Genomic DNA, 14,348 nt, shown 5'->3' with positions numbered 1-14,348 from the left:
AGGTTATGCAGCAGAACATTATCACAGAACGATTAATCTTAAGGCCATTTAGGTTGAGTGATAGCGAGCGCGTCGCTGATCTCGCGGGTGAGAAAGTGATAGCGGATATGACAGCTGCTATTCCTCATCCATACAAACCAACGATGGCGGTTGAATGGATTAACTCGCACGAGTCTTTCTTTAATGAAGAAAAGGGTGTGATTTACGCGATAACTATTAAAGCTAACGATGAAATCATTGGTGCGGTCAGCTTCCCTAGTTTAGTCGATGGCGTTGGTACTCTTGGCTATTGGCTTGGTGTTCCGTTTTGGGGGCAGGGCATCGCGTTTGAAGCTTCTTCTGCGCTAGTCGAATACGGTAAAGCTCATTTGGGACTCACTGAGTTGGAAGTGATGCACTTGTCTGAAAATAAACGCTCAGAGTCTGTTATCCGAAAACTCGGTGTTGAGTTCGTTGAGAAACAGGTACGCAAAATTCATGGTGAAGATCGTGAGTTGTGTGTGTACCGATCTCTGCTCTAGTCTTCTTGTCTGTCGTTTACATTCCTACACTTACAAACATTAAAAGGTCGAGCGAAATAAAGTGTTCAATTAATTTGAATTTTTGCTTTACCTCAACCTAGCTTCAAGTCCTAAGCTTCTCTTAATCATAGAAAAGGAGCTTATTATGCAAAATAACTACGTAAAAGAACTCGCCGTCAAAACTTATCAAGAAGAGCTTCAGATAGAGTACGTAAAATCTAAAGCTCGCCCATTTCATGCGCCGAGTTTTATCGGTGGTGTACTGTTGTCCGTCGTGCTGGTTGGAGTGTTTTAGTTATCAGACTCATGGAATCTTTGATCCACTACCAACTCTCTTTCTTACAATTTGCTTGTACTTAATTGCTTACGGCACAATTGTTTAGATTGATATATGGTGTTGATCTTAGAGGAAGCATGGCAAGCCCTAGAGTTTTAAAAGCACAGATTACTGATATTACCTGTGGTGAGAATGTCACTATCATCGAGCCAAGCAACGTTTATGGCTGTGAGCTTAAAGATGATGTATTCATTGGCCCCTTTGTTGAGATTCAAAAGAACTCGGTGATAGGCGCGAGAAGTAAGATTCAATCTCACACTTTTATTTGCGAGTATGTGACTATTGGCAGTGACTGCTTTGTTGGCCACGGAGTCATGTTTGCCAACGACTTATTCAAAGAGGGCAAACCAGATCCCAATCCTGAAAGCTGGGGTCGTACCTGGATAGCTGACAACGTCACGATTGGTTCTAACGCCACGGTTCTGCCTGTGAACATTTGTGAAGGTGCAGTAATCGGCGCGGGCAGTGTGGTCACCAAAGACATCACTGAGAAAGGTATCTATGCAGGTAACCCAGCTAAGAAGTTAAGAGACTTACCTTAGTTTCGAGAAGACAAAGTTATCGTTTATGATTCATGATATATGGCATCAATAGTGATTGTTAGAAAGAGAGTTGTTTATGAACATTGTGACAGTCTATAGCGGTAATCAACAGGTATACGCGAATTTGTATCAGGGGTATGCGGCCGAGTTTTCAAAGATCATTGGAGATAAACCAGACGAGTACGGCTTGTTTGAGATCTATCCGACGCTTGGTGATAGCGTTACGGGTTACTTACTCTACATTGATGGAGTTCCTGCCGCATTGACAGCCATTGAAACCAAAGCGCCAAACGAGTTTGAGATTTGCGACTTCTATGTAGTGCCTTATTTTCGAAAAAATAAAGTAGGAAAACAGTTTATTTCTGAACTGTTTGAACACCTAAAGGGCAGTTGGGAGATCAAGCAAGTACTAGGTGCAGAGCATGCTGTTAAATTCTGGAGAGAGGTGGTCAATGACTACACTTCAGGCAACTACGTTGAAGACCAGTATCAGGACGAAAAATGGGGCTTAGTAACGAGACAGTGCTTTAATCACGATGGTATTGCCAAGTAAAACCTTATACATCAGAAGCTGGCAGCGTCCTTCTAGCCAGCTTCGAGCCTTTTTATTTAAAGGTTTACGTTACGGTTACTTCTGAGGTTTGTTACGTTCGATTACGCTAATAGCGATCGCCAAAAATAGAATATCTTTCACTAGGAAGAAGTTAGTGACTAAGATGCCATCTGATACTTTCCAAGCATTTGGCGTTGTAATCAGGAAGCTGAGTGTCACAACAAAGATAGCCGCTGCTGCAATGCCTGAGTAGAAGGCAACTGTCGGTTTCTTAAATCCAACGATCAGTCCAATCGCTACAATGATCTCCGCGCCACCCACCATGTTAGACACAGCTTGTACCGAGAACAGACTGTAAAGCCAGTTCATTGCAGGATGATTTGCGATTAGCGGTTCTATAAGCATCGCTTCAGTAGGCGTAAACTTGTAAATTCCAATCCAAGCTAACACTAATGTTACGCCAATCACGCCTAGGTTGTATCCAATGTTGCTTTGCTTTAAATCATAGGTTTGAACATGCATAAAAGTACTCCATTTAATAAAATCCCTGAATATGACCGCAAGAGTTCAGATTAAATTTCGCGTTGAGAATAATAATTAATATATTTATCTAGAGATTTAACAGGTGGCGACTAATTGTCTCGATATGAACCGAAAGACTAGTGGTGTTGAGAACTGAAGTAATAGGTAGGCGAGCGTGCTGTTCAAAAGGAGCTACGAGTTTTCCAATTTTTGTTTTCAATATTTGCGATTTGGATTAAATTACGCTGATGTTCCCCCTAATTATAAGAAGAGTATAACCAGTGAAAATTCATAGAATTAACCCGACCAAGCGTTGGTCAGATGTGACTGTTTTCAACGGTATCGCAAGTTTTGTGGAAGTTGCTGAAGCGGATACAACGGCAGGTATCAAAAGTCAGGTTCAGCAAATTTTTGGTCAAGCTGAAGAAATGATGAGCTTAGTAGGCAGTGACAAATCTCGCGTGTTGTCCGTAACGATTTACCTAACGGATTTCGCTAACTTTGATGCACTAAATGAAGTTTGGGAAGCGTGGTTCCCTGAAGGCTGCGCGCCAAGCCGAGCATGCGTGAAAGCAGAACTTGCTAATCCTGAGCTATTGGTTGAAATGTCATTCATGGTTGCTGCGGGTGAACAGTTTCAATAAACCGAACTATCGGTAGAAATAAGCTTCGTCGATACATTTAACGACCAGATAAAACAAAGCCACTCAGGTGAATCACTTGAGTGGCTTTATTGTTTACACGCTACCCGACACTAAATCGGACTAGGTATTAAACGAGACCTTGGTCTCTTGCCATTTGCTTCGCGATCTTCGGTGCGTGCCATAGACACGGCAGCAAGATGAACGAAACCGGAACGGCTGTGATCACAATGAACGACTGTAGAGCGGAGATGCCGCCTGAGCCCATCGAGATAAGTGCAATAGCTACCGCACCCATAATGATACCCCAGAAAGTACGTACCGCTGCGTTCGGCTCTGTCGTGCCTGTCATTACTACACTGATGGTGTAAGTCATCGAGTCACCTGTTGTCACGATGAACGTGGTCGTTAGGATCAGGAACAGAATCGCAATCAAAGTCGGGAACGGCAGTTGAGCGGTAATGGCCAGTAGCACAGCAGGAAGGTTAAAGCCTTCGAACGCGTTAGAAATGACACCAGGGTTCTCTAGTTCAAACGCTAAACCACTGCCACCAACGATGCTGAACCAGAAACACGTTACAAGCGGTGCAACGATGCTGATAGAAACGATCATTTGGCGAATAGTACGGCCGCGTGAGATGCGAGCAATGAAGATAGCCATCATTGGACCATAACCTAAGAACCAACCCCAGAAGAACACAGTCCAGCCACCTAGCCACGCTGTATCTTGGCGGTATAGCGCCATTGGGATGAAGTTATCAACCATTTCACCCATACCTTGCAGGTAGCCATCAACAATGAAGCTCGTTGGGCCAACAAGAAGGATGTAGCCGATTAGACACACAGACAAGATGATGTTGTAACGGCTTACCAGTTGGATACCTTTGTTCACGCCGCTCAAAGCCGAAAGCGTATACATAGCGATAGCAAAGATAATAACAACACTTTGCGTTGCGAATGTATCTGAAATGCCAAACAGTTCGCTCAGCGCGTAGCTGATTTGTAGGCCAAGGAAACCAATCGGGCCGATAGTACCTGCAGCCACTGCCACAATACTACATGCATCGACTACATTGCCAACCCAGCTGTTAATCGCTTTGTCGCCAAGTACTGGGTAAAGCAGAGTGCGGGGCTTAAGAGGAAGGCCTTTGTCGTAATGCAGGTGCATTAACACGATGGAAGATAAACCACCTAAGATTGCCCATGCAAGGAAACCCCAGTGCATGAAAGATTGTGATAGGGCGTTGAATGCCATCGCTTGAGGATCTGCGTTGCCATACAGTGGCGGAGCTGAAACGAAGTGAGCAATAGGCTCTGCAGCTGCCCAGAATACACCGCCACCCGCTAGCAGCGTACATAGGACGATAGACATCCATTTAAAGGTGGTCATTTCTGGTAGGGCAAGTGTTCCTAAGCGAACATGGCCTGTACGACCTAGTGCAAGCACTAAACCGATAATGAAGTTGAGAAGTAGTAGGACTTGCCAGAAAGCACCGAACCACTTAGTTGAATAACTAAAGCCGATGTTAACAAGTTCGGACAACACGGAGGTGTTGGTGAAAGCGAGGATGACAAAGAGGGTTAAAAAACTGCCACTAAGCCAAAAGACTGGGTTTCCGAGTTCCAGTTTTTCACCCAAAGATTGAGCTTTATTGAAATCGATAGAAGTAGATTCTGCGTTGATGTTTTCGTTGGCGACTTGCGTCAAGTTGGACATTATTTCTTCGCTATATTTGGCTCTTTCAAGCCTATGTATTTCTCCCACACTTGCATAGAAATGTGAGGTTCGTCAAAAAAGCCGCCGATACTAACACATTTGTTATCAAAAAGTGGGCGAATTCCCAAATGAATCCCAAATCGCCTTTAAATCACTACTTTTTGGCTAGTTTTGATACGAATTTTTTTCTCGAATCCAAATCACATTTCTGATTTTTGAGACGTTATTTTTTAGCTTTCCGAAATAAATTAATATTAGTTGTTGGTGCAAAATAAGTGTCGACTCATTGCATGCTATAAACAAATTAATGCGAGTCATTTTATAAATACTGAATATTTTAGGTGTTAAATTAGCGCTGTTACCTACAGTTGTTTTGCGAAGAGATTTAAGTGGCGAGGAAAATCCCATTTAAATTAAACATCTTGAAACAACAACTTAAGGGACAGCTAACATGCACCTAAACCAAGGAAGAGTGGCTAAGAAGGTTTTTACACTCAGTACGCTCACCGCGTCATGCTTAATGGCGTTCAACAGCTATGCGGCTGTGGATTGCTCAACGTTAGAAACGTGGGATTCTGCCACTGTATACACCGGAGGTGATCAGGTTTCACATGACGGCAGTGCTTATACGGCAAATTACTGGAATCAAAATAACAACCCAAGCCAATTTGAAGGCGACTACGCACAATGGAAGAAAGTCGATGTGTGTAGCGGCGACGGAGGTGGTGGTACGCCTAATGAAGTACCAACAGCTTCATTAACGGCACCCTCTGCTTCTGACGTGATTACTGAAGGCGACAATATTGTATTGAGTGCAACAGCACTAGACGCTGATGGCAGTGTGGCTTCGGTTGAGTTCTTTGTTGATGGCGTATCTGTTGCGGTAGTCACAGCAGCACCTTTCGAAGCGACTTGGGCTGCAACGTCGGGTAATCATCAGGTTTCTGTTGTTGCAATGGATAATGAAGGCGCAGCAAGTGTTACAAGTGCGGTTTCTGTCTCTGTCGATTCCGTTACACCTGGAAATGAAGCACCGACAGTTTCGGTTGCGCTTTCAGCAGCTTCGGTCGATGTTGGTGATGTGGTAACACTTACCGCAACAGCAACAGACAGCGATGGCACTGTCGATAAGGTTGATTTCTACGTGGCTGGTGCTCTTGTCGGCACAGCTGCAACTAGCCCGTACACGTTAGATTACACAACGACTCAAGCAGGTTCTTTAGCGGTTTACGCGAGAGCAACAGACGACCAAGGTGCGACGGCAGATTCAGCATTGGCTTCTTTAACTGTGAATGGCGCTCCAACAGTGAACACATGTCGCCCTGATGGCTTATACCAAACTCAAGGTGTCGATGTTCCTTACTGTACGATTTACGATGATGAAGGTCGTGAGAAAATGGGCGCGGATCATCCACGTCGTGTCATTGGTTACTTCACAAGTTGGCGTGCTGGGGATGACCCACAAGCTGCTTACTTAGTCAATGATATTCCTTGGGAACAACTGACACATATTAACTACGCGTTCGTGAGCATCGGTTCAGACGGTAAAGTAAACGTTGGTGATGTGAACGATCCGAACAACGCAGCGGTTGGTAAAGAGTGGCCGGGCGTGGAAGTTGACCCTGCATTAGGCTTCAAAGGTCATTTCGGTGCATTAGCGACAGCGAAGAAAAAACATGGAGTGAAAACGCTAATCTCAATCGGTGGTTGGGCGGAAACCGGTGGTCACTTCGCGACCGATGGCAGCCGAGTTGCTGACGGTGGTTTCTACACCATGACGACAAATGCTGATGGTTCTATCAACCATCAAGGTATCGAAACCTTCGCGACTTCAGCGGTTGAAATGCTTCGTAAATACCAGTTCGATGGTCTAGATATCGATTACGAATACCCAACCTCAATGGCAGGCGCTGGTAACCCATACGACAAAGATTTCATGGAACCACGTCGTCAGTACCTATGGGCTTCGTACCAAGTGTTGATGAAAGTGCTACGTGAGAAGCTCGATGCTGCGTCTGCGCAAGATGGCAATCACTACATGTTAACGATCGCAGCGCCTTCTTCTGGCTACCTATTGCGCGGTATGGAAACATTTGATGTAACCAAGTATCTCGATTACGTGAACATCATGTCTTACGATCTTCACGGTGCGTGGAACGATCACGTTGGTCATAACGCTGCCTTGTTTGATACAGGTAAAGATTCTGAGTTAGCACAGTGGAATGTTTACGACACGGCGGCTTACGGCGGTATCGGTTATTTGAACACGGATTGGGCTTACCATTACTTCCGTGGTTCAATGCCAGCAGGTCGTATTAACATCGGTGTGCCTTACTACACGCGTGGTTGGCAAGGTGTAACTGGTGGCGAAAATGGTCTTTGGGGGCGAGCTGCGCTACCAAATCAATCTGAATGTGCGGCGGGTACAGGCGAAGGCGAGAAGAACAACTGTGGTCATGGCGCTATTGGTATCGACAACATGTGGCACGATACCGATCCGAAAGGCAACGAGATGGGTGCGGGTTCAAACCCAATGTGGCACGCGAAGAACCTAGAAAAAGGAATTTGGGGCTCATATGCAGAAGCTTACAAGCTTGATCCTATGAATGATCCTTCAGATGTTCTAACGGGAACTTACACGCGTAACTACGACAGTGTGGCAGTTGCCCCTTGGCTGTGGAATGCAGAGAAGGGCGTATTCCTTTCAACGGAAGATAAACAGTCTATCGACGTGAAAGCTGACTACGTTATCGACAAAGAGATCGGCGGCATCATGTTCTGGGAACTTGCAGGGGATTACAACTGTTATGTACTCGATGCGAATGGCAACCGAACGTCTATCGATACGACTGAACAAGCGTGTAATAGTGGTAACGGTGAGTTCCATATGGGTAACACCATGACTAAAGCTATCTACGATAAGTTTAAGTCTGCGACGCCATACGGAAACAAAGTAGCGACGGGTGCTACTCCAACAGAAGCATTAGATATCGCGGTATCGGTTGGTGGCTTCAAAGTCGGCGACCAAAACTACCCAATCAATCCTAAGATCACGTTCACAAACAACACAGGGCAAGCACTTCCGGGTGGAACCGAGTTCCAATTCGATATTCCAGTATCAGCTCCTGATAACGCGAAAGATCAATCGGGCGGTGGTTTGACTGTGATTGCTTCGGGTCATACTCGTGCGGATAACATCGGCGGATTAGACGGTACTATGCACCGCGTAGCGTTCACGTTACCTGCATGGGAAGATCTTCCTGCTGGTGGTGTGTATGAGCTAGATATGGTGTATTACTTACCAATTTCAGGCCCTGCAAACTATGCGGTGAGTGTGAATGGCGTCGACTATGCCTTTAGCTTTGAGCAACCGGATCTACCATTAGGTGATATCAGTTCTGGTGGTGGTAACCCTGGCGATGGTGGTACAAACCCTGGTACGTGTGATACTGCAGGTTTAACTGTTTACCCAGATCTACCTCAGAAAGATTGGGCAGGTAATCCAAGCCATGCAAACACGGGTGACCAAGTCGTTCACAACGGTAGTATTTACCAAGCTAACTGGTGGACAAGTTCTGAGCCGGGCAGTGACGGTAGCTGGACCAAATTGTGTTCATAGTATTGATTTGTTGATAGAGGTGAGAGCTTTCTATCCCCACCTCCTTAAACAAACCACTTAACGTAGAGTCAAACGCCGAACTCAATCCTGTTCGGCGTTTTTTATTCATGGTCTTACTATGTTTTACGCCCGCTATGTCCGAACGGTGAAAAAGTAGAAGGTAGTGAGCGTGTAGAGGAATAACAGATAGAAAAAAGCCCAAATAGATCACTTTATTTGGGCTTTTTCAGAATTATTTGAAATGCTAATCGCTAATTTAAGCTTTCGCTGCTTTCATCGCTTCCGTTTTTTTTTCCTTTTGCATTTTTGCAAGAAAGTAGATGTTTACACAAGCGATGAAACCGTTGGTCGCGACAACTGGCCATGCGTCAATCATAACGCCGTATGCTGTAAAGAGTGTACAGCCAATAAAGTTAAGGACACGCAGGCGAACGATATCTTTCATTGTTAATGAAATTGCGACCATAATAGACGCAGCGTAACCTAAAATTTCAACCATATTGAATTCCATTGTTTGACCCTCTTAAATTTGCCGATACTTTGTCGGTACCAATTCTTCTCTTCATGAGATGATTGAGGAAGCTCCGTGCCTCGAATGGTCTGGTTTTGTTTAACGGGGTAAACAATACCAACTCTGTTTTTGTGATAAAACCCCCAAAATGGACAGAAGTGAAGGTTAGCGATTACGCAAACGTTTAATGACCTTTCTATTAACATAATTACTATTTATGTTGGAGGTTGAATTGATAGTTATTCTTATATGGGTAAGGGAGTCACGAATGATAAAACGATCCATTTGTGCAACAAAAAGCATAAAAAAAGTAGCACTGTTGGCTTTGATGGCTATTGGGCTGACCGCATGTACTACGCAAGAAATACCACCCACGCATAATTATGGTGTGGTCACTAGCGGTGATTTTGATTTCATGAAACACGGCGTGCTGACGTATTCATGGCATCCTGAGTCAGAACAGGTTTACCTTTCTCAAAAATACGATGAAACCGTGGTTACTGATCTGGTGCGTGACGCGATTCAAGAACAGCTCTCTAGTAAAGGTTATCAGTTAAAACAGGATGGTGTCGGCGATGTTGTTGTAGGCTTTGGATTAGCGGAAGAATCGGAACTGAACGATGAGTCTATCTTCGATGCGATTAAGCTATCTACTGGTGTGCCATTTTACGATGGTGAAGGTAAAGTAGCGGAGAAAGGGTCTTTGTACATTGCCTTTTTCGTTCCTGAATCTGAAGTCGTATTGTGGCAAGCTCTAGCTCAGTCTGGTATCCAGCCTGACTTAGAGCCAAGCGAAAGCAAACAGCGCATTACTGGCTTTATAGATATGCTATTTAGACGTATGCCCGAACGCTAGAATTAAGCGATGTACACATTCATTGAATCAATATTTTCTGTTGAAAAAATGGTCAGATCGCAGATTCTGCTTTTTTATTTGTAACGAACGGTACAAATACGTAAAGCAACGTAAAGTTCGCGCTTCTTTTGCTAGCATTTGTCTATACTGCACAAAACGTTAACTTAGGTTTGATTCAATGAAACTGTTCTCCAAATACTCTCTCCCTCTATTAAGTATATTCATTGTAAGTAACGCAGCGATGGTCAGTAATGCAGCTATCGCAGCACCTTCTATTGTACCAAGCCCGCCTAGCCTAGGCGCAAAAGGCTATGTGTTAATTGATTTTAATTCTGGTGATGTGCTGGTAGAAAAAAACGCACACACTAAGTTAAACCCAGCGAGTCTGACCAAGTTGATGACCAGCTATGTGGCTGGACAAGAGATGAAGCGAGGCAACATCTCTGCTGACGATCAAGTACGAATCAGCGAAAATGCGTGGGCGAAGAACTTCCCTGACTCTTCAAAAATGTTTATCGAAGTAAACACTGATGTAGCCATGATGGACCTTTATCGAGGTTTGATTATTCAATCAGGTAACGATGCAAGCGTTGCGATTGCAGAACACGTTGCAGGTTCACAAGATGCATTCGTCGATCTTATGAACTCTTGGGCTACATCTCTGAAGCTAGAAAATACCCATTTTGCCAATGCACATGGTTTAGACGCTGATGATCTCTATTCGACTCCTTATGATATTGCGCTACTCGGTCGTGCCATTATTCGTGATTTACCGGATGTGTATGGTTTATACAGCGAGCGTTCTTTCAGTTATAACGGCATTACACAACACAACCGTAATGGCTTGTTGCGTGATAGAAGCTTAACGGTTGATGGTATGAAAACGGGCTACACATCTGGCGCAGGCTACAGTTTAGCGAGTTCAGCGACACAAGGTGAGATGAGACTTATCGCGGTTGTGATGGGCGCATCAAGTGTTAAGAGCCGTGAGTCAGACAGCAAGCAGTTGTTGAGCTATGGTTTCCGTTTCTTCGATACACTAAACCCGCACCAAGGCGGCGATCAAGTGGCTGAAGAGAAGGTGTGGTTTGGTGATCAAGACACATTGAAGTTAGGTGTTGCAGAAGACACGTTTATTACGCTGCCTAAGTCAGACAGTAAAAAGCTGACTGCATCTATCGAGCTTAACTCTGAACTGAAAGCCCCAATTGCAGAAGGTCAAACGTTAGGGGTGGTTCATTACACCGTTGATGGTGAAGATGTGCAAACCCAGCCGTTAATTGCGCTGGAAGCGGTTGAACAGGGCGGTTTGTTCAAACGTTTAATGGACTATGTTAAGTTGTTCTTCGCGAGCCTATTCTAAATAGAGCTTGTGGCGATAAGTCGCAATGAAAAGTAGAAATATATGGGCGTTGTGAGTGAATCACAGCGCCCATTGTTATTTTTACATCAATGAAAACACCGCTTCGTACCATCTTTATTAGCCGTAGCGGGCGGTTTCGATTACTATACGCAAAATTTAGCAGTGTAGTCACTTATGACGATAGAGATAAAGAACGTAACCGAGCCCGAAGTAACATGTGCCAATTGTCAGGCATGCTGTTGTCGTTTAGAGGTTATGATCATCACAGATACCGGCGTTCCTGAAGAGCATATTGCGTATGACGAGTGGGGTGGCGAAACCATGTTGAGATTAGACGACGGTTGGTGTTCTGCGGTAGATAGAGAAACACTGATGTGTACTATTTACGAAAACCGACCTTGGATCTGCCGTGAGTTCGAAATGGGCTCTTACGAGTGTGTGGAACAACGCACTGATGTTATGGGTTAGGCCTCTGCAACATTGAAGTTAGTAACGAAAGTACGCTACCGGCCTGTGATAAGCACATAAAAAATTAAACTTCAGGGTTCTATATCTCAAGCAGATTTAGAACCCTGACGCGTTTAATGAGATAAAAAATCTAACGAAACAAGAACTTAAGCGAAGTGAGAGCTTTAGCGAGAAAAAGTTTTAATGGAACAAAAATTTTAGCGCGGTAATAGTTTCATCGCTGTAATAGTTTTAGCACGATAAGAACAGCTTAAAACTCAGAAGGCACTTCGAACTCCATCCATTCACCTGTTGTCGGGTGAATCAACTTTAGGTAGCCAGCGTGCAGGTGTAAGCGCTCGCGTTTGTATCCGTATAAGTCGTCACCACGAATTGGTACGCCAAGTCCTTGTGGGTGAGCGCAGTGTATGCGTAGCTGGTGGGTACGGCCTGTTTTTGGATACAAGTGCACCTTGGTTTTTCCGTTATTGGTGCTGACTGCTTGCCAGTGCGTTTCTGCGTTGCGCCCATGTTCATGACAAACGAGCTGTCTTGGTCTGTCGGTGATGTCGCCACGCAAAGGCAGGCTGATATCGCCAGATTCACCCGTTATTTCACCATCTAACAAAGCGGTGTAGCGCTTCTCGACGGTTCTATCGATGAACTGTTTTTGAATGTGTTTGTTTGACTCGGCCGTGAGCGCCAAGATCAACAAGCCAGATGTCGACATGTCCAATCTATGGATGATCAAAGGACCAGTAGCGTCCGGGTAACGCGCTTTTATGCGAGTATAAACAGAATCTTCGATAAACTTACCTGGAACCGACAAGAACTCCTCTGGTTTATTCACCACCACGATATCTTCGTCTTCATAAACAATATCAAACGACTTACCCACCGCAGGGTTTACGATAAGCGGGTTATCTTCCAACTCAATGTCGCTTAGCTGGTGGTCGAGAATCTCGAAGCTTTTACTCTGGCAAACAGGGTAAAGGTTTCCATGTTGTCGAATGATATCTGTTGGTGGTAATCCCCACCAAAACTCGGCTAAAGCTAACGGTTTAAGACTGTGTTCAAAGGCAAAGTTAAGTAGCTTTGGTAGGCAGCAATCTCCGGAGCCTTCAAGGGCGTCTTTCCCTTCTAACAACTCAAGTAAATGCTTTGGTTCAGCTGCTTGATTGATAAAGCGATAGTGAGAGAGACGTTGAGTTTCCAACTGTTCTGAAACTGCCTGGTGATCTTGCTTACGGTTTTTCAGTTCGTTTTCAATCAAATCAACGTGTGATTGACGTTCTGCGATCTTCTGTTTCCATTCAATACGAAGCGCTTTTAGGTCACGTTTCTCTTGGCTACTTTGATTGCCCAGTTGTTTGAGCAAATTCGCCGCTGACTCTAGATTCCCTAATGCTTTTTCTTGATTGGCTTGTTCTCTGAGTTCGTTACGTTGGGCTTTGTTCGCGGTCATTGCTAACTGAAAGGTATCGATAGCTTGAGCTGATTTGATTTTTAACTCTTCAAGCTCAGCCAATAATGCATCTAGGTTGTGCGACTGTTGTAGCTTCTTTATGTCATTCGCTAGTTGCATTTGGCGAGCAAGGTTGGCACTGTTTTGAGATTGAAACTGTTTTGAATCGAAGGCTGGTGGAACAAAGTGGATGTTGTTTAACTGAGAGACCAAAGCCGGATCTAACTGCAAGCCTGAAAATGCAGAAAGGTAGCCTAATTCTTGTGTAGTTGGGTTCTGAACAAGAAGCACTGCGTAGAGATTACCTTGCGAGGTTTCATTAATACCATATTCGACAAGTGACTGCTGAAGTTGCAGCATAGCTAATTCACACACAGGGTGCGGCGTATAGTAATACGGGAACGTAAAGCGAGTCGGTAGCGCTAAATCTACATTCGTGTTTGCTAGGTGCAGAGGTGTGTATTGAGCGAGGTTTGCTGGCATTAAGATCAAACTCTATGGCTGTTCAGTTAGAGTTCGGTATTGTTGTCGAAATGAAGACAAATGAGAAGCCACAGCAGAAGATAAATCGGCTTTGGCTTCATTTAGTTTCTTGTATTACCCTAGAAAGCACGCGTTTGAGTGAAACTCGATCAGTTCGAGTGTTCTAGCTCTACTTGCTCTGCTTTTTGGTAAGCAGGGTGGCTCGTTAAAAGCTCACCGTATTTAGCAATGTTCGGGTAAAGCGCAGTTGCACCAAAGTTACCAACGATTTCTACGATGAACGACATCATAAAGTCGGCACCTGTTAGTGTGTCTGCAACCAAGTAGGTTTTACCTTCAAGTGCACTATTCACGTAAGTTAAGATCTTTTGGTTCTCGTCGTCTGCATAACCGCCTAGGAAGTTAGTTTCACAGCCGTCTTTCATCACAAAGATCTTAAGCAACATTGGTAAAATACCTGAACTCTCAGCGAAGTGAAGCCATTGCGAATATTCCACGTAGTCTGCTGTGCCGCGTGTAGGTGCGAACTTACCCTGACCGTATTTGTCGATTAGGTATTCCGTGATCGCACCAGATTCAGTGATCACGACGCCATCGTCTTCAATGACAGGAGATTTACCCAATGGGTGAATGGATTTAAGTTCTGGTGGCGCAAGAAAAGTGACACTGTCTCTTTGGTATGGTTTGATTTGGTAATCTACCCCAAGCTCTTCCAACAACCAGATGATACGCTTTGAGCGTGATTTATTCAGGTGATGCAAAGTAATCATG

The 14,348-nt window shown here is 44.5% G+C and carries 14 protein-coding genes; 9 read left to right on the top strand and 5 right to left on the bottom strand.

Annotated features, from left to right (window positions below; translation table 11 throughout):
- The first annotated feature begins 5 nt into the window (after positions 1 to 5).
- The 4 genes from QQ041_RS08570 (at position 6) to QQ041_RS08555 (ending at position 1,953) form a co-directional block, all read left to right on the top strand.
- Positions 6 to 521 (top strand): GNAT family N-acetyltransferase, encoded by a 516-nt coding sequence (locus QQ041_RS08570; RefSeq protein ID WP_285953593.1) that lies wholly within the window; start codon positions 6 to 8, stop codon positions 519 to 521.
- A gap of 145 nt (positions 522 to 666) precedes the next feature.
- A complete protein-coding gene (locus QQ041_RS08565; RefSeq protein WP_285953592.1) occupies positions 667 to 816 on the top strand; it encodes a hypothetical protein in 150 nt (49 codons plus the stop codon).
- A gap of 119 nt (positions 817 to 935) precedes the next feature.
- The gene (locus tag QQ041_RS08560) at positions 936 to 1,400 is read left to right on the top strand and encodes an acyltransferase (RefSeq protein ID WP_285953591.1); all 465 of its coding nucleotides are present in this window, start codon (positions 936 to 938) and stop codon (positions 1,398 to 1,400) included.
- A gap of 76 nt (positions 1,401 to 1,476) precedes the next feature.
- Complete coding sequence (locus QQ041_RS08555) at positions 1,477 to 1,953, top strand: GNAT family N-acetyltransferase (protein ID WP_285953590.1); 477 nt, start codon at positions 1,477 to 1,479, stop codon at positions 1,951 to 1,953.
- Positions 1,954 to 2,028: 75 nt separating this feature from the next.
- Here QQ041_RS08555 and QQ041_RS08550 read toward each other — a convergent pair whose 3' ends face one another.
- Positions 2,029 to 2,475, bottom strand: coding sequence for a DUF417 family protein (locus QQ041_RS08550; RefSeq protein ID WP_285953589.1), 447 nt, complete (start codon positions 2,473 to 2,475; stop codon positions 2,029 to 2,031).
- A 281-nt stretch (positions 2,476 to 2,756) separates the two neighbouring features.
- Between QQ041_RS08550 and QQ041_RS08545 the strand changes: the two genes are divergently transcribed.
- Positions 2,757 to 3,119 carry a RidA family protein gene (locus tag QQ041_RS08545; protein WP_285953588.1) on the top strand — a complete coding sequence of 121 codons (363 nt, stop codon included), beginning with the start codon at positions 2,757 to 2,759 and terminating at the stop codon, positions 3,117 to 3,119.
- A 127-nt stretch (positions 3,120 to 3,246) separates the two neighbouring features.
- On the opposite strand, the gene QQ041_RS08540 is transcribed toward QQ041_RS08545, so the two are convergent.
- On the bottom strand, positions 3,247 to 4,833 hold the full coding sequence (locus tag QQ041_RS08540; RefSeq protein ID WP_285953587.1) for a BCCT family transporter: 1,587 nt from the start codon (positions 4,831 to 4,833) through the stop codon (positions 3,247 to 3,249).
- Between the two features lie 451 nt (positions 4,834 to 5,284).
- Between QQ041_RS08540 and QQ041_RS08535 the strand changes: the two genes are divergently transcribed.
- Positions 5,285 to 8,452 (top strand): glycosyl hydrolase family 18 protein, encoded by a 3,168-nt coding sequence (locus tag QQ041_RS08535; protein WP_285953586.1) that lies wholly within the window; start codon positions 5,285 to 5,287, stop codon positions 8,450 to 8,452.
- Between the two features lie 256 nt (positions 8,453 to 8,708).
- Here the strand turns inward: QQ041_RS08535 and QQ041_RS08530 are convergent, their stop codons facing one another.
- On the bottom strand, positions 8,709 to 8,963 hold the full coding sequence (locus QQ041_RS08530; protein WP_010430226.1) for a YgjV family protein: 255 nt from the start codon (positions 8,961 to 8,963) through the stop codon (positions 8,709 to 8,711).
- A 268-nt stretch (positions 8,964 to 9,231) separates the two neighbouring features.
- On the opposite strand from QQ041_RS08530, the gene QQ041_RS08525 reads away from it, so the two are divergent.
- The 3 genes from QQ041_RS08525 (at position 9,232) to QQ041_RS08515 (ending at position 11,650) form a co-directional block, all read left to right on the top strand.
- Complete coding sequence (locus QQ041_RS08525) at positions 9,232 to 9,819, top strand: DUF4136 domain-containing protein (RefSeq protein ID WP_146490748.1); 588 nt, start codon at positions 9,232 to 9,234, stop codon at positions 9,817 to 9,819.
- 178 nt (positions 9,820 to 9,997) lie between these two features.
- Complete coding sequence (locus QQ041_RS08520) at positions 9,998 to 11,182, top strand: D-alanyl-D-alanine carboxypeptidase family protein (protein ID WP_060981202.1); 1,185 nt, start codon at positions 9,998 to 10,000, stop codon at positions 11,180 to 11,182.
- Positions 11,183 to 11,356: 174 nt separating this feature from the next.
- Positions 11,357 to 11,650, top strand: a complete 294-nt coding sequence (locus QQ041_RS08515; protein WP_017076090.1) for a YkgJ family cysteine cluster protein — start codon at positions 11,357 to 11,359, stop codon at positions 11,648 to 11,650.
- A 250-nt stretch (positions 11,651 to 11,900) separates the two neighbouring features.
- Here QQ041_RS08515 and QQ041_RS08510 read toward each other — a convergent pair whose 3' ends face one another.
- Both QQ041_RS08510 and QQ041_RS08505 read right to left on the bottom strand, forming a co-directional pair.
- On the bottom strand, positions 11,901 to 13,577 hold the full coding sequence (locus QQ041_RS08510; protein WP_285953585.1) for an RluA family pseudouridine synthase: 1,677 nt from the start codon (positions 13,575 to 13,577) through the stop codon (positions 11,901 to 11,903).
- 149 nt (positions 13,578 to 13,726) lie between these two features.
- On the bottom strand, positions 13,727 to 14,347 hold the full coding sequence (locus QQ041_RS08505) for a glutathione S-transferase family protein (protein ID WP_285953584.1): 621 nt from the start codon (positions 14,345 to 14,347) through the stop codon (positions 13,727 to 13,729).
- Between the last annotated feature and the right edge of the window lies 1 nt (position 14,348).

This window comes from Vibrio sp. TMPB1044 (genome assembly GCF_030442075.1).
Lineage (GTDB): Bacteria > Pseudomonadota > Gammaproteobacteria > Enterobacterales > Vibrionaceae > Vibrio > Vibrio satsumensis.
This window is presented reverse-complemented; position numbering and strand designations above follow the sequence as displayed.

Excerpts from the sequence above, each read along its gene's own strand:
- QQ041_RS08570 (WP_285953593.1), top strand. The coding sequence starts at position 6 with ATGCAGCAGAACATTATCACAGAACGATTAATCTTAAGGCCATTTAGG.
- QQ041_RS08565 (WP_285953592.1), top strand. The coding sequence starts at position 667 with ATGCAAAATAACTACGTAAAAGAACTCGCCGTCAAAACTTATCAAGAA.
- QQ041_RS08560 (WP_285953591.1), top strand. The coding sequence starts at position 936 with ATGGCAAGCCCTAGAGTTTTAAAAGCACAGATTACTGATATTACCTGT.
- QQ041_RS08555 (WP_285953590.1), top strand. The coding sequence starts at position 1,477 with ATGAACATTGTGACAGTCTATAGCGGTAATCAACAGGTATACGCGAAT.
- QQ041_RS08550 (WP_285953589.1), bottom strand. The coding sequence starts at position 2,475 with ATGCATGTTCAAACCTATGATTTAAAGCAAAGCAACATTGGATACAAC.
- QQ041_RS08540 (WP_285953587.1), bottom strand. The coding sequence starts at position 4,833 with ATGTCCAACTTGACGCAAGTCGCCAACGAAAACATCAACGCAGAATCT.
- QQ041_RS08535 (WP_285953586.1), top strand. The coding sequence starts at position 5,285 with ATGCACCTAAACCAAGGAAGAGTGGCTAAGAAGGTTTTTACACTCAGT.
- QQ041_RS08530 (WP_010430226.1), bottom strand. The coding sequence starts at position 8,963 with ATGGAATTCAATATGGTTGAAATTTTAGGTTACGCTGCGTCTATTATG.
- QQ041_RS08525 (WP_146490748.1), top strand. The coding sequence starts at position 9,232 with ATGATAAAACGATCCATTTGTGCAACAAAAAGCATAAAAAAAGTAGCA.
- QQ041_RS08520 (WP_060981202.1), top strand. The coding sequence starts at position 9,998 with ATGAAACTGTTCTCCAAATACTCTCTCCCTCTATTAAGTATATTCATT.
- QQ041_RS08515 (WP_017076090.1), top strand. The coding sequence starts at position 11,357 with ATGACGATAGAGATAAAGAACGTAACCGAGCCCGAAGTAACATGTGCC.
- QQ041_RS08510 (WP_285953585.1), bottom strand. The coding sequence starts at position 13,577 with ATGCCAGCAAACCTCGCTCAATACACACCTCTGCACCTAGCAAACACG.
- QQ041_RS08505 (WP_285953584.1), bottom strand. The coding sequence starts at position 14,347 with ATGATTACTTTGCATCACCTGAATAAATCACGCTCAAAGCGTATCATC.